Annotated in this window: 17 protein-coding genes; 7 read left to right on the forward strand and 10 right to left on the reverse strand. The window is 38.2% G+C overall.

The window, feature by feature from the left end; all coding sequences use genetic code 11:
* Positions 1–165: 165 nt before the first annotated feature.
* Positions 166–459, reverse strand: a complete 294-nt coding sequence (locus tag P9B04_RS23640; RefSeq protein WP_342057406.1) for a HigA family addiction module antitoxin — start codon at positions 457–459, stop codon at positions 166–168.
* A gap of 545 nt (positions 460–1004) precedes the next feature.
* Between P9B04_RS23640 and gltB the strand changes: the two genes are divergently transcribed.
* The 4 genes from gltB to P9B04_RS23660 are packed head-to-tail and all read left to right on the forward strand — an operon-like array spanning position 1005 to position 7630.
* On the forward strand, positions 1005–5636 hold the full coding sequence (gene gltB, locus P9B04_RS23645) for a glutamate synthase large subunit (RefSeq protein ID WP_342057422.1): 4632 nt from the start codon (positions 1005–1007) through the stop codon (positions 5634–5636).
* A 59-nt stretch (positions 5637–5695) separates the two neighbouring features.
* Positions 5696–6790, forward strand: coding sequence for a DUF262 domain-containing protein (locus P9B04_RS23650; RefSeq protein WP_342057407.1), 1095 nt, complete (start codon positions 5696–5698; stop codon positions 6788–6790).
* Positions 6791–6794: 4 nt separating this feature from the next.
* On the forward strand, positions 6795–7418 hold the full coding sequence (locus P9B04_RS23655; protein WP_342057408.1) for a hypothetical protein: 624 nt from the start codon (positions 6795–6797) through the stop codon (positions 7416–7418).
* Positions 7419–7432: 14 nt separating this feature from the next.
* On the forward strand, positions 7433–7630 hold the full coding sequence (locus P9B04_RS23660; RefSeq protein WP_342057409.1) for a DUF29 family protein: 198 nt from the start codon (positions 7433–7435) through the stop codon (positions 7628–7630).
* 118 nt (positions 7631–7748) lie between these two features.
* Here the strand turns inward: P9B04_RS23660 and pyk are convergent, their stop codons facing one another.
* Complete coding sequence (pyk, locus tag P9B04_RS23665; protein WP_342057410.1) at positions 7749–9524, reverse strand: pyruvate kinase; 1776 nt, start codon at positions 9522–9524, stop codon at positions 7749–7751.
* A gap of 200 nt (positions 9525–9724) precedes the next feature.
* On the opposite strand from pyk, the gene P9B04_RS23670 reads away from it, so the two are divergent.
* On the forward strand, positions 9725–10660 hold the full coding sequence (locus tag P9B04_RS23670; protein ID WP_342057411.1) for a UDP-glucuronic acid decarboxylase family protein: 936 nt from the start codon (positions 9725–9727) through the stop codon (positions 10658–10660).
* Positions 10661–10769: 109 nt separating this feature from the next.
* Positions 10770–12119 (forward strand): UDP-glucose dehydrogenase family protein, encoded by a 1350-nt coding sequence (locus P9B04_RS23675; RefSeq protein WP_342057412.1) that lies wholly within the window; start codon positions 10770–10772, stop codon positions 12117–12119.
* Positions 12120–12355: 236 nt separating this feature from the next.
* Here the strand turns inward: P9B04_RS23675 and P9B04_RS23680 are convergent, their stop codons facing one another.
* From P9B04_RS23680 to P9B04_RS23690, 3 genes are all read right to left on the reverse strand, one after another.
* Positions 12356–13312, reverse strand: a complete 957-nt coding sequence (locus tag P9B04_RS23680) for an NAD-dependent epimerase/dehydratase family protein (RefSeq protein ID WP_342057413.1) — start codon at positions 13310–13312, stop codon at positions 12356–12358.
* A gap of 115 nt (positions 13313–13427) precedes the next feature.
* The gene (locus tag P9B04_RS23685; RefSeq protein WP_342057414.1) at positions 13428–14186 is read right to left on the reverse strand and encodes a YaaA family protein; all 759 of its coding nucleotides are present in this window, start codon (positions 14184–14186) and stop codon (positions 13428–13430) included.
* Between the two features lie 40 nt (positions 14187–14226).
* Positions 14227–14952 carry a class I SAM-dependent methyltransferase gene (locus tag P9B04_RS23690; RefSeq protein ID WP_342057415.1) on the reverse strand — a complete coding sequence of 242 codons (726 nt, stop codon included), beginning with the start codon at positions 14950–14952 and terminating at the stop codon, positions 14227–14229.
* Positions 14953–15084: 132 nt separating this feature from the next.
* Between P9B04_RS23690 and P9B04_RS23695 the strand changes: the two genes are divergently transcribed.
* Complete coding sequence (locus P9B04_RS23695) at positions 15085–15366, forward strand: DUF5340 domain-containing protein (RefSeq protein ID WP_342057416.1); 282 nt, start codon at positions 15085–15087, stop codon at positions 15364–15366.
* A gap of 103 nt (positions 15367–15469) precedes the next feature.
* On the opposite strand, the gene P9B04_RS23700 is transcribed toward P9B04_RS23695, so the two are convergent.
* From P9B04_RS23700 to psbZ, 5 genes are all read right to left on the reverse strand, one after another.
* Positions 15470–16309, reverse strand: coding sequence for a sulfotransferase domain-containing protein (locus tag P9B04_RS23700; protein WP_342057417.1), 840 nt, complete (start codon positions 16307–16309; stop codon positions 15470–15472).
* A 357-nt stretch (positions 16310–16666) separates the two neighbouring features.
* Positions 16667–16996 carry a metal-sensing transcriptional repressor gene (locus P9B04_RS23705; RefSeq protein ID WP_342057418.1) on the reverse strand — a complete coding sequence of 110 codons (330 nt, stop codon included), beginning with the start codon at positions 16994–16996 and terminating at the stop codon, positions 16667–16669.
* A gap of 75 nt (positions 16997–17071) precedes the next feature.
* A complete protein-coding gene (locus P9B04_RS23710) occupies positions 17072–17578 on the reverse strand; it encodes a phosphoribosyltransferase (protein ID WP_342057419.1) in 507 nt (168 codons plus the stop codon).
* A gap of 40 nt (positions 17579–17618) precedes the next feature.
* A complete protein-coding gene (gene ribH / locus P9B04_RS23715; RefSeq protein ID WP_342057420.1) occupies positions 17619–18170 on the reverse strand; it encodes a 6,7-dimethyl-8-ribityllumazine synthase in 552 nt (183 codons plus the stop codon).
* 228 nt (positions 18171–18398) lie between these two features.
* Positions 18399–18587 (reverse strand): photosystem II reaction center protein PsbZ, encoded by a 189-nt coding sequence (gene psbZ, locus P9B04_RS23720; protein ID WP_342057421.1) that lies wholly within the window; start codon positions 18585–18587, stop codon positions 18399–18401.
* Positions 18588–18878: the final 291 nt, after the last annotated feature.

Genomic DNA, 18878 nt, shown 5'->3' on the forward strand with positions numbered 1-18878 from the left:
GGTATAAAGCTAGTTTCGGCTATATTTGGGCTTGAAATAAGCTAAAGTCCCAATATTTAATGACAAGATTCCCAAAAAATTAATTAAATGATATCAGTTGTTAATAATACTGTTTTGCTTATGAAGACTTAATAGATCGAGTTTAATGATATTAAATTCTTATATTTAGATTGATTTAACTTCCGTATCTAAGCAATTTTTTAATCTATCTTTAGTTATTTCAATATCGTATTTTACTTGTAAGTTTAACCAAAACCTTTCTGATAATCCAAAGTATTTAGATAACCGCAAACCAATCTCTGCATCGATAGATTGTTTTCCTTCAATTATCTGGTTAATAGTATTCACAGAAACATTAATATTTTCAGCTAATTTTGATGAATTAATTGACATTGGCTTAAGAAATTCTTCTAATAAAATTTCTCCAGGATGAATAGGGTTTAAATACAAATTATTCATAATTGATAACTATTGTTCTTCTGCTAAAATTTATTCTAGTATTTCTGGAGTTAACCCCCTCTCTTGTGCTTTTTCGCTAATGTCATCTATTGTTTTCTTTAAAGTTTCGATACTGGATTTTGTCTGAGTTGACATAATTGATAATTAACAACTAATCTAACAATTATCTTATCTAGAATAATATTAATCTTATTCTCTCCTCCAATCTTAAACATTAAGCAAACCTTAAAAAAATTAGTGCAAATATAAGAACATACCAAGAAATCCATTAAAATCAAGAATCTGTATTATATTCTGTCTTAATAAACATCTATAGATCAAAACCTTTGAGGTTAGATAGGATATGAAGTATAAGGCCCCTTGATCCAAGCAACAGTTCGATACTTGTCCCCCCAGAGACACAGCTTAAATAGAGAACCCTTGACCGATCGATCCTTCCTTGACCAATACTTAAGCTGCGGTTTAGTTGCATAATAACTAACTCGCTTAAGCAACTTAGTTAACCTTAAACTTTGACTTGTATGGATGAGCGCACCATAATGAAAATGAACCAAAATACCCTTAACCAACCCAACGCAACCTATATGGGAATACCCTCCCTCGTTGAAGAAAGAGACGCTTGCGGAGTAGGATTTATAGCAGATGTAAAAGGAAAAGGTAGTCATAAACTAATCCAACAAACCCTAACTGCATTAAGCTGTATGGAGCATAGGGGAGGTTGTAGTGCTGATAACGACTCAGGAGATGGATCAGGGGTAATGACAGCCATTCCCCGTGAATTACTATCCTCCTGGTTTGCAGAAAAAGGTTTAACTATGCCGCCTGTGGAACAATTAGGGGTAGGTATGGTATTCTTGCCTCAAGATAGCAGTCAGCGAGAAGAAGAGCGATCGCACGTTGAAACCGTAGTTAAAGCTGCCAAATTAACCGTTTTAGGATGGCGTGAAGTTCCTGTTAACCCTGATGTATTGGGGGTTCAAGCAAAAGGAAATCAACCCCATATCGAACAAATAATGGTGACATCTCCTGATGGGTTATTCGGAGATGAGTTAGATCGAGTCTTATATATCGTGCGATCGCAGATCGGCAAACGGTTAGCAGATGATTTTTATATTTGCTCCTTTAGTTGTCGTACCATTGTTTATAAAGGGATGGTACGCAGCGAAGTATTAGGGGAATTTTATCAAGATTTAACCAATCCTAACTATATTAGTCGCTTTGCCGTCTATCATCGCCGTTTTAGCACCAATACGATGCCCAAATGGCCTTTAGCTCAACCTATGCGCTTATTGGGTCATAATGGGGAAATTAACACCCTTATCGGTAATATTAACTCCATGACCACCAGGGAAGTTAAGTTAAACGCACCGGGGTGGAAACCAGAAGAACTCGAAGCATTAACCCCCGTCGTTAACACGGCCAACAGTGACTCCTATAACTTAGACAGTACCTTAGAATTATTAGTCAGAACCGGTCGTAGTCCCTTAGAAGCGGCCATGATTTTAGTACCAGAAGCATACAAAAATCAACCTAATCTTCGAGATTACCCCGAAATTACCGACTTTTATGACTACTATAGCGGTTTCCAAGAACCTTGGGACGGTCCAGCTTTACTAGCATTTAGCGATGGTAAAATGGTAGGTGCTTGTTTAGATCGGAACGGGTTACGGCCAGCACGGTATTGTATTACCAAAGATGATTACGTGGTAGTAGGATCAGAAGCAGGTGTGGTAGACCTTCCTGCAGCAGATATTGTCGAAAAAGGTAAACTAGGGCCAGGACAAACCATTGCAGTTGATTTAACCAGCCAAGAAGTGTTAAAAAATTGGCAGATTAAACAACGTATCGCTAAAAAACATCCTTACGGGGAATGGTTGCAAACCCATCGTCAACAACTAACCCATCAAACCTTTTCCCATACCCTTCTTTTAAACGACGCAAAGCAACTTCTACAACAACAAACAGCTTTTGGTTACACCGCAGAAGACGTAGACATGATTGTGGTTCCCATGGCCATCCAAGGAAAAGAACCAACTTTCTGTATGGGGGATGATATTCCCTTAGCTGTGTTATCAGATAAACCTCATCTACTTTACGACTACTTTAAACAACGGTTTGCTCAAGTTACGAACCCTCCTATTGATCCTCTACGGGAAAGTTTAGTCATGTCTTTGGAGATGTTATTAGGATCAAAAGGTAACTTACTCCATCCCCAAGCAGAAGACGCTAAACTAATCAAAATAGATAGTCCTGTTCTCAACGAAACGGAACTACAACGGATCAAAGATGCTGACTTTAATACCACTGAGTTATCCACACTATTCGAGATTACATCAGGCCCAGAAGGATTAAAAGTTGCCTTAGAAAAACTCTGCCAAGAAGCAACCGAAGCAGTAGAAAAAGGTGCCAAAATACTCATTTTAAGCGATCGCATAGGGACGAACGGCCGTTCGCCCCTACAGGGAAATATCAACGAAACCAGCAGTTATATTCCTCCCCTATTAGCAGTGGGAACCGTACACCATCATCTAATTAAACAAGGGTTACGGTTAGAAACCTCCTTAGTGGTAGATACGGCCCAGTGTTGGAGTACCCATCATTTCGCCTGTTTAGTAGGTTATGGGGCCTCTGCGGTGTGTCCTTACCTCACCCTAGAAACCATCCGTCAATCAAATAAACTAGAAGACATCACCATCTCAGAAGCATTAGATAACTATCGTCACGCAGTAGAAGCAGGGTTACTAAAAATTCTCTCGAAAATGGGAATATCTCTCCTTGCTTCCTATCATGGGGCCCAAATATTTGAAGCGATCGGCCTGGGGATGGAGTTGGTAGATATGGCCTTTAAAGGGACAACCAGTCGTGTGGGTGGTTTAAATATCGCCGAACTTGCTCAAGAAGTTATTACAGTTCATAGTCAAGCCTTCCCTAATCTAACAGAGAAGAGACTGAAAAACTACGGCTTCATTAACTCCCGTTCCAAAGGAGAATACCACATGAACACCCCACAAATGTCAAGGCATCTCCATAAAGCGGTTAAAGCTTATAAAATTGGGCAAAATGGGGCTAATAAAGAGGCTTATGATCACTACGAACACTATAAAAAATACCTCGAAGAACGTCCTGTGACCGCCTTACGGGATCTATTAGAGTTTAACCCCGATCGCCCTTCCATTCCCATTCAAGAGGTGGAACCCGTAGAAGATATCGTTAAACGCTTCTGTACCGGTGGTATGTCCTTGGGTGCATTATCTAGAGAAGCACACGAGACATTAGCGATCGCCATGAACCGTTTAGGAGGTAAGTCTAACTCAGGGGAAGGAGGAGAAGATCCCACCCGTTTTATTCCCCTATCTGATGTGGACACAGAAGGACATTCCCCGACATTCCCCCATTTGAACGGTCTACAAAACGGCGACAGCGTTAGTTCTGCCATCAAACAGATCGCCTCCGGACGGTTTGGGGTAACTCCTGAATACCTGATGAACGGTAAACAGTTAGAAATTAAAATGGCCCAAGGTGCAAAACCAGGGGAAGGAGGACAGTTACCAGGTAAAAAAGTCAGTTCCTATATCGCCATGTTACGCCGTTCTAAAGCCGGTGTTACCCTCATTTCTCCCCCTCCTCACCACGACATCTACTCCATCGAAGACTTAGCGCAGTTAATCTTTGACTTACATCAAATTAACCCTACTGCTAAAGTATCGGTTAAATTAGTGGCCGAGATCGGTATCGGAACCATCGCTGCCGGTGTGGCCAAAGCTAACGCAGACATCATTCAAATTTCTGGTCACGACGGTGGGACAGGTGCATCACCTCTGAGTTCCATTAAACACGCCGGTTGTCCTTGGGAACTAGGGGTAACAGAAGTACATCGGATGTTAATGGAGAATAAACTACGGGATCGGGTTCTTTTGCGGGCTGACGGTGGTTTAAAAACCGGTTGGGACGTAATCATGGCAGCTTTGATGGGTGCGGAACAATACGGTTTCGGTTCCATAGCTATGATCGCCGAAGGTTGTATTATGGCGCGTATATGTCATACCAACCAATGTCCCGTTGGGGTAGCAACTCAAATGGAAAGGTTGCGCGAACGGTTCACCGGTATTCCTGAAAATGTGGTTAACTTCTTCTATTTCATTGCCGAAGAAGTAAGATCAATTTTGGCAAAATTAGGTTATCGTTCCTTAAACGAGGTTATTGGACGGGCAGACTTACTGAAAATGCGCTCAGATGTCAGTTTAGCTAAAACTAGCTCCCTTAACCTAGACTGTCTGCTGAACCTTCCCGACGTGAAAAGCGATCGCAGTTGGTTAAACCACCAAGATGTCCACAGTAATGGTCCCGTATTGGACGATCAGTTATTGGCCGACGCTGCGATCGTTTCTGCCATCAATACTCACGGAACCATCGCCAAAAATGTAAAAATTGTCAACACCGATCGCACAGTTGGGGCGCGTATTTCTGGAGTATTAGCGAAAAAATACGGCAATACAGGCTTTTCTGGGGAGTTAACCTTTAACTTTACCGGTGCTGCTGGTCAAAGCTTTGCCGCTTTTAACCTTCCTGGTATGATCATGCACCTAGAAGGGGAAGCAAACGACTATGTGTGCAAAGGAATGCACGGAGGAGAGGTTGTCATCGTTCCCCCCAAAAATTCCATCTTTGAGGCAGCAGATAACGTTATCGTCGGTAATACCTGCCTTTACGGGTCAACTGGCGGTGTTTTATACGCCAATGGCCGCGCTGGTGAACGGTTTGGGGTGCGTAACTCTATGGGTAAAGCGGTTATTGAAGGTGCAGGGGATCACTGTTGTGAATACATGACCGGTGGTGTGATCGTTGTCCTCGGTTCTGTTGGCCGCAATGTGGGGGCAGGAATGACCGGAGGGATCGGTTATTTCTTGGATGAAGATTACAGTTTCCCCGAAAAAGTTAACCCCGAAATTGTTGAGATTCAACATATATGTACGGAAGCAGGAGAAGCACAATTAAGAGAATTAATTGAGTCCCATTTTGAACGCACTGGCAGTAAAAAAGCAGAACATATCCTCAATAACTGGGGAGAATATGTGAGCAAATTCTGGCAAGTGGTTCCCCCATCCGAGGCAAACAGCCCGGAAACTAACCCTAACCCCGTTATGGTTGAGGAAAAGACCTTAACCCCTGCTAAATAATTAACTCGTAGGGTGGGTATTGCCCACCTTACTTTTTTCATCTTACAAACAAGAGAATCATGGGAACAATTGAATATAAAAAAAGCTTTTTTAAAGTAGCTGATTTTGTCTCTTGGCAAAAAGATAAAGCATTGATTTTATCTCCTAAATTTCAACGTAGGGAAGTTTGGAAACCAGGAACAAAATCTTATCTAATTGATACAATCGTTAGAGGTTTACCTATTCCTATTATTTTTTTAAGGGATCTTCCTATTGATCTTGACACGTTACGACCAAAGCGTGAAGTAGTTGATGGACAACAAAGATTAAGAACTGTTTTGAGTTTTGTTGCACCTCAGTCTTTACCAAACTATGATTACCAAAAAGATTATTTTACTGTACAAAAAAATCACAATAAAGAAATAGCAAAAAAAACATTTCAAGAACTCGATGATGAAATTAAGCGAGATATTTTAGATTATGAGTTCAGTGTTCATGTTTTTCCTCCAAGAATGGATGATAGAGAAGTAATTGATATATTTCATAGAATGAATTCAACCCATTATGAATTAAATAAACAGGAAATAAGAAACTCTCAATATTTTGGAGAATTTAAAACCCTTGCTTATAAACTTGCATTAGAATGTTTCTGGTATTGGAAAGAATGGAAAGTCTTTACAGATGATGATATTGCACGAATGAAAGAAGTTAAACTAACATCAGAATTTATTATGATGATGTTAGATGGTAAATTAATGGATAGTAAAGATAAAATAATAGAAGATTACTATCATAAATATGATGAATCTATGCCTCATAAAAATGAAATATATCATAAATTTCATAAGACGATGGAAATTATTGATAAGAATTTTAAGGATTTTCTGCCCTTTTCAAAATTTCGTGAACAAACCAAAATATATATATTCTTTGCTGTAATTTATGATTTAATTTTTGGACTCGATAGCCTAAAAGAGTCTGAAGCTGATAATAATAGACAACTTTCTGAAGTAGTTATAAAAAAAATAAAAACAGCTAATGATCATTTAAAAACTAAACAACTAAGTTCTTCTAATTCTCAAGTTCAAGAAGTATTTAATTCTCGAAGACAAGGTATTAAAGAGAGAAAAATCATGTTTAACTATTTGATTGATTTTGTTAAAAATACTGATTAAAGTTATGGCAAGAAAAGCAGATATCTTGTTTAATGACTTTAAGTCAAGAGTCCAGGAACGAGACAGAAAAAGGAATAAAATAGAAGAGTTATTTACTAATAATATTCTTGATCAAAACGATATTTTTATCTTTTATGATGGCTTATTTATAGGATTATTCACGGATTTTGAAAAATTTATAGAAGAATTATTTTTGGGATTGCTTCAAGAAGAGATTACCATTAATGAATGCACAATTAATGAAATTTGTAAAGTTACAATTTCTCCAAAATCAGAAATTAACTCAGTTATTTTAGCAGGACAAAGATATCTTAACTGGTTGCCTTATGAAAAAACAATAGAGAGAGCAAGAATATTTTTTCATGATGGTATTCCTTTCACTAATCTTGATAGTGATCAAAAAAATAATTTAAGATATTACCATAGAATTAGAAATGCGATCGCTCATAAAAGTCCTAAAGCAGAAGCCGATTTTTATAAAATTATTCAAAACCTCCCCTTATTACCTTCACAAAAAACTCCAGCAGGATATTTAAGAAGTAAACCAAGAGGACAAGAAACCCAATATGAAATTGCCTCCACTCAACTAATACAAATTGCTTTAGATTTATGTAGAATTACTGTGTAATATAGTTATATCCGGTGCTGTTCCGAATTATCTATAGAATAATAATAAAAGAATCCCCTAGCTTAAGACCCTATCTTAGTAATATTATGGATGAAAATTACCAAGAAGCTGTCAAACAAGCTAAAGCAGAAACCAAATTATCCTTAGAAACTTTTCCCTTACAATGCCCTTATCCATTAATGTCTCTTCTCTATGATCAATTTTTCGAGTAAAAATCAATCTGTCAAGAAAATTTGAAGGCTGTTACTGAAGTTAGCAAAACCTTAAATAACAGCACCTTAAACCTCTAAAAAATCATCTTTCCTGTTATCTGAAAACATCAGACTCAGATCAACTATCCCCATTGTGATTACTCATAACAAGACCGGAGTAAACTTGGCCTTTTTCAGCATCAACCGTAATGATAGCTCCTTCTCTGATATTGTCTGTGGCTGCCTTAAAATCGACAACAACAGGAACCCCTAAGCGTAAACCAATCACAGCCGCATGACTTGTTAAACTCGCCTCCTCGGTAATAATCCCCGAAGCTTTACGCATCATCTCCACAAACTCGGCATTAGTTTCCGGAACCACGAGAATGTCTCCAGGTTCAAAATTGCCCAATTCTCTAGCATTGTGGGCGATTCTTGCCCGTCCACTGCCGAAACCTTGACCAACCCCCACTCCTTTTCCTAAGACCGCCTTAACCATTTCTACTTTAATTAAGTCCGTGGAACCTGCTACCCCTTGAAGGGTTCCGGCGGTCATCACAACAAGATCCCCATCTTTGAGTAATTTATTTTCCTGTGCCACATTCACCGCGGATTGAAAGGTTTGATTAGGTGAGGCCAAATCAAGCACCAAAAGAGGTTTTACCCCCCAAACCAACTGTAATTGCCTTGCCACATCCACATGGGGAGTCACTGCTAAAATAGGGATTTGAGGGCGAAATTTAGACACATTGCGGGCCGTTGATCCCGTTTTCGTCAAAGACATAATGGCGGCTGCACCCAGTTCTTGAGCAATATGACTAACCGCCGAGGAAATAGCATTAGTGATGGACTTTTTCCCTTCTGAGAGGACTTTAGGGATAGTGGGTTCCTTTTCAATTCTTTCTGCAATAGTGGCCATAGTCGCCACTGCTTCTACGGGATATTTTCCTACGGCCGTCTCATTGGATAACATTACCGCATCCGTACCATCCAAAATAGCGTTAGCCACATCGGACACTTCTGCACGGGTAGGACGAGGATTATTAGCCATACTATCCAACATTTGCGTAGCAGTAATAACCGGAATACCTAACCTGTTAGCCGTAGTGATTAGACGTTTTTGAAGAATGGGGACATCTTCGGGGGGTAACTCTACCCCTAAATCTCCTCGCGCCACCATGACTCCGTTACACAAAGACAGAATTTCTTCCATGTCCTCAATGGCTTCGTGTTTTTCGATTTTAGCGATGACAGGAACATTTTTTCCGGCACTGGCAATCAACTCTTTGATTTCGAGAATATCTTGGGGGTTTCTCACAAAACTCAACGCTACCCAATCTACCCCTTGATCCAACCCAAACATCAAATCCCGTTTGTCTTTATCTGTTAAAGCTTTTACAGATAAATAGACCCCCGGAAAATTGACCCCTTTGCTGTTGGATAGTACCCCTCCTACCACAACCCGACAATGTAGATCCTTATTTTCCTTATCCACTTTTTCTACTACCATTTCTACCTTGCCATCGTCCATTAAAATTCGCGCTTGTTCCGGTACCTCATCGGCTAAATAATCGTAGGTAACATAGCTGATGTTTTGATTGCACTCTACTTGGCGACTGGTCAAGATAAAAGGATCACCAGGTTTAACTGTGATGGACCCATTAACAAATTCCCCCAGGCGAATTTTTGGCCCCTGTAAATCTTGTAAAATCGCCACCGGTTGATTTAATTCAAAAGCAGTTTGACGAATAAGGCGAATGCTATGTTGATGATACTCGTGTTTACCGTGAGAAAAATTGAGACGCAGAGTGGTGGCCCCTGCTAAAATCAATTGGCGTAAAATCTCTTTGTTTTGGGTCGCAGGACCAATAGTGGCCACGATTTTCGTGCGACGGGACATGGAAGATGATGACATAAGAAGCCCAATTTAACTAGGAAACAATGGTAAATATAAGGTCTTTAATTTAGGATCTCATGAATGGTTCCCCTCCGTGAGAAAATTTGTTATTTTCTTAGGAATTTCTTTATATTGCAAAATAACTAACTTGAGGGGTTGGCCAAAACTCAAAGCAAGGGTAAGTTAATATTAATTTTAATTTTGAACTTGTAGGTTGCATGAAAATCTTAGTCACGGGTGGTGCTGGTTTCATTGGTTCCCATCTCATCGATCGCTTAATGGCACAAGGACACGAAGTTCTTTGCCTAGATAACTTTTACACTGGGGACAAACGCAATATTCTTAAGTGGATCGGCAATCCTTATTTTGAGTTGATTCGCCACGATATCACGGAACCCATCCGTTTAGAAGTGGATCAGATTTATCATTTGGCTTGTCCTGCTTCCCCCATTCATTATCAACATAACCCTGTAAAAACCATTAAAGTTAATGTGTTAGGGACTTTGTATATGTTGGGTTTAGCCAAACGAGTTAATGCTCGCCTTCTTTTAGCCTCTACCTCAGAAGTTTACGGTGATCCGGATATTCACCCCCAACCAGAAGAATATCGGGGTAACGTCAGTTGTACAGGGTTAAGGGCCTGTTACGATGAAGGAAAAAGGGTAGCTGAAACCTTGGCTTTTGAATACCACCGAGAACATAAGACCGACATTCGAGTAGCACGAATCTTTAATACCTACGGACCGAGAATGTTAGAAAATGACGGTCGAGTGGTAAGTAATTTTATTGTACAAGCCCTCAAAGGGATTCCTTTAACTATTTATGGTGACGGTTCTCAAACCAGAAGTTTTTGCTATGTTTCTGATTTAGTCGAAGGTTTAATGCGTCTGATGAATGGAGACTATATCGGTCCTGTTAACATCGGAAACCCTGGAGAGTATACCATCTTAGAACTGGCTCAAATTATTCAAGGAATGGTCAACCCTGAAACTGAATTAGTCTATAAAGAATTACCTCAAGATGATCCTAAACAAAGACAACCGGATATTACCAAGGCAAAAAATTATTTAGGTTGGGAACCCACTATTCCTCTAAAAGAGGGGCTAGAATTAGCCATTAAAGACTTCCGAGAACGAGTGTCAAAAGATAGTTAAACTATCTCCAAGGCAACTTTGTTTAAAATGCTTCAACTAATAGAGTAATGTTGTTGTATCATCCCGAGAATGCCTTGTTTTAATCAATATAAATTTAGAGGATAAAGTTATGCGTGTTTGTGTCATTGGAACTGGTTATGTTGGCTTGGTGACTGGAGTTTGTTTATCCCACATTGGTCATCACGTTATCTGTATCGATAACAACGAAGAAAAGGTTAAACTGATGAAGTCTGGTCAATCTCCTATCTATGAACCAGGCCTCTCAGAATTAATGCACGGTTGTATGGAAGCTGGCCGTTTAGAGTTTACTTCCGATTTGGCTGCCGGTGTTGACCACGGAGAAATCCTCTTTATCGCTGTGGGAACCCCTGCTTTGCCCAACGGCGAAAGCGATACCCGTTACGTCGAAGCGGTAGCTAGAGGGATTGGTGAAAATTTGAACGGCGGTTACAAGGTCATCGTTAACAAATCTACAGTTCCCATCGGTTCTGGGGATTGGGTGAGAATGATTGTTATGGACGGATTGGCTAAACGGGAAGACTCCCCCGCAGATGTGGAGTTTGATGTGGTCAGTAACCCAGAATTTTTACGGGAAGGTTCGGCTGTTTATGATACTTTTAACCCCGATCGCATCGTCCTTGGTAGCAACAACGACAAGGCCATCACCATGATGCAAGAACTCTATAAGCCTCTGGTAGACCGCAAGTTCGGGGACGACCAAAGTTTACCTCCAGTTCCTGTGGTGGTAACGGACTTAAACTCGGCGGAAATGATTAAATACGCTGCCAATGCTTTCTTAGCTACCAAAATTAGTTTTATCAACGAAGTGGCTAATATTTGCGATCGGGTTGGGGCAGATGTTACTCAAGTAGCTGCAGGTATCGGTTTAGATTCTCGTATCGGTAATAAGTTTTTACAAGCTGGTATTGGTTGGGGTGGATCTTGTTTCCCCAAAGATGTTTTGGCTTTAATTCATACTGCAACTGATTACAACTACGAAACAGAATTACTCAACGCTGCAGTTGATGTTAACAAGCGTCAACGATTAATTGCGGTTGAAAAGTTACAACAAGAACTAAAAATTCTCAAAGGAAAAACTATCGGTTTATTGGGTCTAACTTTTAAACCAGATACAGATGATATGCGGGATGCACCTGCTTTAATTATCATCGAACAGTTGAACCGTTTGGGGGCAAAAATTAAGGCTTATGACCCCATTGTTTCCCAATCTGGTTTAAGTCACGGTTTATCTAATGTCATCATCGAAACCGATGCAGAAATGTTAGCAGATAGCTGTGATGCTTTGGTTTTAGTAACAGATTGGAAGGAATTTTTAAGCCTCGATTACGGAAAAATGTCTCAATTAATGGCTAATCCTGTAATTATTGATGGGCGTAATTTCTTGGATCGTTCTAAGTTAGAAATGGCTGGTTTCCACTATGTGGGTATTGGACGCTAAATAGATTCAGGAGTTAAATTAAAATTGAACAAGTGAGTAGGATAGATTCAATTACTGTAATATTCTACTCACTTTTTTTGTTTCATAATACTTACATCTTGCACCGTTCGATAAAACTGGCTAGTTTGTAAGCGTTCAGCTATCAGCTATCAGCCATCAGTTGAAACATATCAATCTCTATCATCATTAATTTATAGCAAACTACTCAACGTTCGCTTATATCGAACTCAGGTTAACTAATATTTCTCAGGATAAACGCCACTTAATTGCATCACATCTTCGATGGTTGTACAATAATTTTCTAGCCCAAAACTAGCAGGAGTTACGGTATTTTTATAAGTAAAATGTCGATAATTAATAGAAAAGTAATCCCAGTCTTCCATGCGTAAACGAAAGACTTTAATAAAAAAGTTAACTAAAACAATATACAATGTAATTTGAAAATAAATTTTTTTATTGAGATAATTACAAATTTTTGCTACTGCTTTATTAACGGTTGTTTTTTCATTGCCTAAAACCAAGTCTTTACTAGCAGATTCACTCGGAGGATTTTCTACTAAATATTTAATTATTTTTGCGATGTCTCTAGCATGAATATAATGAAAACTACCATCCGCTTTGAACCAGCGAATTAAATCAATCCATTTAACTACATCTTTAATACCTCCTGATAAGTGAGAATAGGGTTTATTGGGTTCGCCACCAAAAACTAAAGTGGGGAAAACAGTGGTAATTTTACTATGAATATCAAGTTTACTTAACTGAGTGTAACATTGATATTTTGTTCTTATATAATTGGTTCCTAATATCCCTGCTTCTCGTAAAGGTTGATTATTTTTATCTAAAATACTTGCTGTAGAAAAGTAAATAATTTGCTCACAAATATCAGGGTTTAATAACTTCATTAACCCTAAAGTTTTGGTAACATTAATTTCAAAAGATTCTGTAATTCCACCCCAACTTGTTGCTGCTAAAATTGCCACATTAACCGTACTCAAAAAATCGCTGAATTTTTCAATATTTTGTAAATCACCGATCATAAGATGAATGTTAGGACGACTCTGATAACGAAATTGTAATTTCTCAGGATTTCTCACCAAAAAATAAAGTTCATGATTGGTTTCTTTGATTAAAGCTTCTGCCATATAATGACCAATACAACCGCTAGATCCCGTGATAAAAATACGTTTCATTAACACCCCACCGATTAAACTCCGTTATACACAACGGCTTAACTCTACCAATGTAGCATAATTAGTAAAATTGATTAGAAATGTTGTCTCCAGTTCAAAATCAATCTGAGAAAAGCTATCTTTTAACAAAGACTATTTCTTCTTCGTTCGATAAGTTTTCGTCGTAATAATACCCTAAACCAGAGTAATTTTTAAATTTTGAGGGTTCATCTATTTTATTTTTAATAATCCAATTAGTAATTAAACCTCTACTTTTTTTTGCTGTGATACCAATGGTTTTTAGTTTTCCGTCTCTCATTTCCTTAAAAGAAACTTTTAAAATAGGGTAATTAAATTGTCGAGACTGAATTAAACGAGAATATTCCTGGGAAGCGAGATTAACTAATATTTGAGTTTTATGTTTTTCTAAATCTTCGTTTAAGTTTTCGGTTACTTTTTCGCCCCAAAAATTATACAGATTATCTGCCTTTTCAGTTGTCAGACGAGTATTCATTTCCAGTCGATAGGGACTGATTTCATCAAGGGTTCTTAAAATACCGTACAATCCTGATATGACTCTCAAATGCTCCTGAGCAAATATATAATCATCATCAGTAAAATCTATCAAATCTAATTGTTTAAAAACATCTCCCCTATAAGCTAAAATACAAGCTTGTTTTTCAGCCGTATCAAATGATTGAAATCGCTGATAGTTTAAGTTAGCTAAAGGGTCACTTACTCCTAATAATTTCCCTAATTTTTGAGGAGATAATTTTTTCAAGGAATTAACCAAAAAGTCACCATATTTTTGAAAATTAGGCGTAGTTTTAGTTTCAGAAGTTGTAAAAACATCGTCAAATACTAATGTTTTAGCTGAAGAAAGAATTAATAACATAGAAGATACACATAACCAATAATTCGTTTATTCATTGTAATTAAACCCAACCACCAAAAATAGCTAATCCCAAAAATCGCCACGGGTTAGCAACGTTTTTAAATCCTGCAGAAGATAGCATATTTAAATGACTTTCTAATGTACCTAAACGATCTTGTCCCGAATAACCTTGTGGTTCGCTAATTCCCATGTTTGAGCGAACCTCTTGGATGGTAGTTCCTTGATTAGTTGTCCATTTTTCTCTTAAGTTTAGATAGATTTCTTGCAATTGGGCTGACTCTTGTATAACAGGATCTGCGTTCCAAAAACAGCTACCCTCAACTAAATTTTTAGCAACACAAGCCAATAATTTATATTTCATTTCATCCGTTAAATGATGAATAGCTAAAGACGAAACACAAGCATCAAAACTCTCCCTAAGTTCTTCTATAATTTCCCCATCAGCCCAAGCTCCAAAATCTGCTTGAACAAAAGTAATGTTCTCTTTAAATTCACTTTTTCCTAATTTATATTTTGCCATTTCTATCATTCTTGGAGAATAGTCAACAGCCACTATTTTTGCATCAGGAAACTGTTTAAATAGTTTACAACTGAGTTCTCCTGTGCCACAGCCTAAATCTAGTATGCGAGAAGCTTTAGGGGGAATACAAGCAACAAGGGTATCGAGCATGAAATCGTAATGAGGAACTAATTGACGGATTCGCTGATCAAACACTTTGGTGTCAGCAAATACTTCCCCAGGATAAATTGTCGTTGATTGATTCATAAAATATTCTCAACAAGAAAGTCGTCAACGGGAACAATTGAAAAGATTTAATTATCATATTCCTATAGATAGTTTACCGTAGAAGTAGGCTCAAAATTGGCCTAATTAATTACAGTATTATGGATAATTCTGATGAAACCTCTTCCCCTTCCATCCCTTGTTCATTATGAATTACTGTTACAGTTACTAGAGAGAAAAACTTTAGCTACAACTTACGAAGAACCCAATTTACAACAACAAGTGCAACAGTTGATTATCACCCTACGCAAAGCCAGAGCGCAACAAAAACAACTCGAAGCTATTTGTCAGCAAGCTCATATCCCTACAGAATACTACTGGTCCCTTAATAGCGTAGATGCTAACGGTAATCATGGCGAAAATCCAGAAGCATCAACTTCTCCATCTGAGAGTTAACTTACGGTGCAAATTATTCTAAACCTCCCCCATATAAGCATACTATATCCCACGAGTGAACTACGTGGGCTTTGTTTGCAGTATCCTGTAAATTTCAAAAACTTTAGACTTCGTATTTTAACAAATTTAATATATCCTTGAATTCATAATTTAAAAATTCAATAGTTTCTGGACTAAGTTTTCTTTTGTGGTCTCCTGGAGTAATTTGTCTTTTATGTTTATAAATACGCTCCTTAGAAACTTTAAATTGAGTTTTGTATTTTCTATAGAGCTTTGTAAAAATAAATTTCTTATATATTTCAAATAAAATATTGTGATAGTCTAAAAAGTTTGACGTTCCCAGGTTCTTATGATTAGTATAATAAAAAGCAGATAAAAATTCTTTTAACCACTTATCGTATTCATAAACCATGTCTTCATATTTAATGAATACTACATTTTCTCGATTTAATAAATTGTTGCAATATATTTCATATCTTTCCTTTATGCCAGGTGCCGTATTAGTTACAAATTTATCAACTCCTTCTTTTACCCATTGTTCTCTTTGCTCATCTGTAGGATTGAATTTGCCTTCTTCTCTTACATGACTATAACTAAAAGAATAAAACAAAGAAGTAAGTACATCTCTAGGATCTCTTAAATGTAAGATAATTGAATATTCTTCCAGGTTTTCAGGAAAAGAAAGTTCTCGACTACCACGTATTGGTCCAAAACAAGCTATTTCTTTATTGATTACATAATTATAATCATGCCCTATAACTTTTTTAACTCTTTCGTCTTTACCATCAGTTGAATAGTAATTTAAGCTAAGAAGATTAGTTATATCAAAAGTTAATTTGTAGAGAAATGTAGATGCTGCTTTATGTATTGTATATATTAGAACACTATTTCTTTGACGAGAGGTAAGATATGGATTCAAAAAATTTTTTACTTGACTTTTCATTTGACAAAGGATTGAAATTAGATGAGTAAAATAATGTCTCAGATGCACATGATAATTATAACCCTTCAATGGCAGTTATTTATCCTTGGCTTGATTTATCCCTGTTTTAGCTCTCTCTTTTATGTTCGAATATTAGAGGATAGAGGAACTTCGTGCGTCCCCTTGCCCTTCCATTTTAGAATCTTACCAAGAACGAGTAAAAGAAATCTGCAATCAGTTGACGTTGGGGTAGGAATCAGAACTTGAGATTATTATGTTCTACAAAGCTAATCTATTATTTGCTCATGAACTACTGTTCATCCCTAACTATTAACCGAAAATTCTCAGGGTTAAATTAGTCCATATACTCTTAGTCTTTTAAGGCAAAAATCGATCCAAAGCGGACTTTAATTCTTGTAATTCTTCTTCGATGTTGCCTTCTTGAGCTGCGCGAGCAACACACTCGTTTAAATGTTCGTCTAAAACAAGACGAGAAACTCTGTCTATCGCACCCCTAACTGCGGCTAATTGGATCAAAACTTCGGGACAGGGGCGACTCTCTGCAACCATAGTTTTCACCCCCCTGATATGTCCCTCAATGCGAGAAAGACGGTTAATTATCTGTTTTAATGACGCTTCGCTATGGATATGATTGTGATGATGATCATGATGGTGATCAGGTGTAGCTTTTACCTTACCTTGAGTCAATGATTTCCCTTTAACCTCGATTTGTTATCAAAAGAATCTAAACAGAATTTGTAATGGTCTTATTATGGCATATTATTATTTTATTGAATTTATTAAGTCATTAATGTTCATAGTTTCGTAACTCTCAAAAGGTTGACGAATCCAAGGATTATCGGGCAAATATTGGACATAATAATCTGGTTGAAACTGGGAACAACTTTTATACCAGATTACAGCAGTACGTAGTTCTTCAACGGGGGAAGCATACTCTTTTAGCCATTGAGTTACTTTCTGTAAACTAACTCCAGAATCCACCAAATCATCCACCAATAAAATACGTTTCCCTAAGTTATCATCGATGGCAGCCAAATGTTGACCCATTTTTATGTCTTCGCGGGAACGCCCATTTTCTCCACCGTAAGAAGCAGCCACAACAATACCTAAAGGGATATGGTAAAGACGACTGAGAATGTCTCCTACTCGTAAACCCCCTTTAGCAATACAGATGATTTGGTCAAACTTCCATTGGGATTGATAAATTTTCACCGCCAAAGTCTCAATATGACGGTGATATTGTTCCCAGGAAACGGATAAATCTGCCATAGGATTCTAAGGTGTTACCAACAAAATGCTGGTGTTATGGTTATTCTGAGACGATGGGGTTTTTGAACTGAGACACAGGTAAAGCTGCTGGAGCATTATTAGCTGGAATTTCACCCCGTATTTGACCCATTAAACTAGCCATTTCCAGCGCGCTTAAAGCATAATTCCAGCCTAAATTACTCTTAATACCAGCCCTTTCTAATGCTTGTTGCATCGTATCTGTGGTTAAAATACCGAACACCACTGGGGTTCCGGTTTGAAATCCGGCGGCGGCGATTCCTTTTGCGGCTTCTGCTGCCACATAATCAAAATGAGGGGTATTCCCCCGAATGATCGCCCCTAAACAGATAATAGCGTTGTAATTTCCCGACAAGGCTAATTGACGAGCTACCAAAGGAACTTCAAAACTGCCAGGAACCCACACATAGTCTACTTGAGTTCCGTGGGGGTTAACATCAACTCCGTGACGCTTTAAACAGTCTTGACACCCCGATAAGAGTTTATCCGTTACTAAGTCGTTAAAACGACCGATAACCATAGCGAAACGCAAAGCAGATGGATCTTGGGTAAAGGTTCCCTCGAAAATGGTCATAATTTTTTAGCTTCAAATAATCTACAAAACAATCCCCACCTTTAAGCATAGCTAAAGATGGGGAAATACCACCGAGTGAAGTCTGAAGACTTTATGGAATAAGGAGTGTGGGAAGCTATAGAGATAAATGTGGAATTGAGAACAGAAAATTTAATTATTTCTTAATTCTTGAATCCCTCCACTCCTCCAGTCTCCAAGTTCCCTTGTACTAGATATTGTGGGATGAATCTAGACAACTAGGAAGTTTAAGACAGCCACTAGTAATACTAGAGCGACCCAAATGGCAGAACCGACGTACAATAAAGGCTTAGACTGAGCCCAGTTTTGGGGGGAAGCATAGGCCACGGGAACGGCAACCACCATAACGAAAGAGAAGAAAACGAGGGCTGCTAAGACGAGTTGGAAGATAATAGACATAATGATTGATTTTTCCTGAAGTTCTCCTAAAAAAAGATCAATTGATAGTGAACAGAATGATCACACTACCACGTTTTTTACTCAAAATTAGGCCTATTATCCCCCTAGCGTACACTTTAGACAAGAAGCCTAGTCTATTTTCTTTGTACTACCCTGTGGTCAGTGAACAGTTACCAGTTACCAGTTACCAGACTCCTAAGACCGAACTCAGGTTGTCCAGGTACTTATCGCTGTTCGCGTATCTTCTCAAAAAGCCAGGGGTCACTCGCTGCGAAAACTTAGGCCAAACAT

It is taken from the genome of Crocosphaera sp. Alani8 (genome assembly GCF_038442745.1).
In the GTDB taxonomy this organism is placed as follows: Bacteria; Cyanobacteriota; Cyanobacteriia; order Cyanobacteriales; family Microcystaceae; genus Crocosphaera.

Coding starts and splice junctions, on each gene's coding strand:
- P9B04_RS23640 (WP_342057406.1), bottom strand. CDS start 459: ATGAATAATTTGTATTTAAACCCTATTCATCCTGGAGAAATTTTATTA.
- P9B04_RS23655 (WP_342057408.1), top strand. CDS start 6,795: ATGGCAAGAAAAGCAGATATCTTGTTTAATGACTTTAAGTCAAGAGTC.
- P9B04_RS23710 (WP_342057419.1), bottom strand. CDS start 17,578: ATGGCAGATTTATCCGTTTCCTGGGAACAATATCACCGTCATATTGAG.
- P9B04_RS23650 (WP_342057407.1), top strand. CDS start 5,696: ATGGGAACAATTGAATATAAAAAAAGCTTTTTTAAAGTAGCTGATTTT.
- pyk (WP_342057410.1), bottom strand. CDS start 9,524: ATGTCATCATCTTCCATGTCCCGTCGCACGAAAATCGTGGCCACTATT.
- P9B04_RS23680 (WP_342057413.1), bottom strand. CDS start 13,312: ATGAAACGTATTTTTATCACGGGATCTAGCGGTTGTATTGGTCATTAT.
- P9B04_RS23700 (WP_342057417.1), bottom strand. CDS start 16,309: ATGAAAAGTCAAGTAAAAAATTTTTTGAATCCATATCTTACCTCTCGT.
- P9B04_RS23670 (WP_342057411.1), top strand. CDS start 9,725: ATGAAAATCTTAGTCACGGGTGGTGCTGGTTTCATTGGTTCCCATCTC.
- P9B04_RS23685 (WP_342057414.1), bottom strand. CDS start 14,186: ATGTTATTAATTCTTTCTTCAGCTAAAACATTAGTATTTGACGATGTT.
- gltB (WP_342057422.1), top strand. CDS start 1,005: ATGAACCAAAATACCCTTAACCAACCCAACGCAACCTATATGGGAATA.
- P9B04_RS23675 (WP_342057412.1), top strand. CDS start 10,770: ATGCGTGTTTGTGTCATTGGAACTGGTTATGTTGGCTTGGTGACTGGA.
- P9B04_RS23690 (WP_342057415.1), bottom strand. CDS start 14,952: ATGAATCAATCAACGACAATTTATCCTGGGGAAGTATTTGCTGACACC.
- P9B04_RS23695 (WP_342057416.1), top strand. CDS start 15,085: ATGAAACCTCTTCCCCTTCCATCCCTTGTTCATTATGAATTACTGTTA.
- ribH (WP_342057420.1), bottom strand. CDS start 18,170: ATGACCATTTTCGAGGGAACCTTTACCCAAGATCCATCTGCTTTGCGT.
- psbZ (WP_342057421.1), bottom strand. CDS start 18,587: ATGTCTATTATCTTCCAACTCGTCTTAGCAGCCCTCGTTTTCTTCTCT.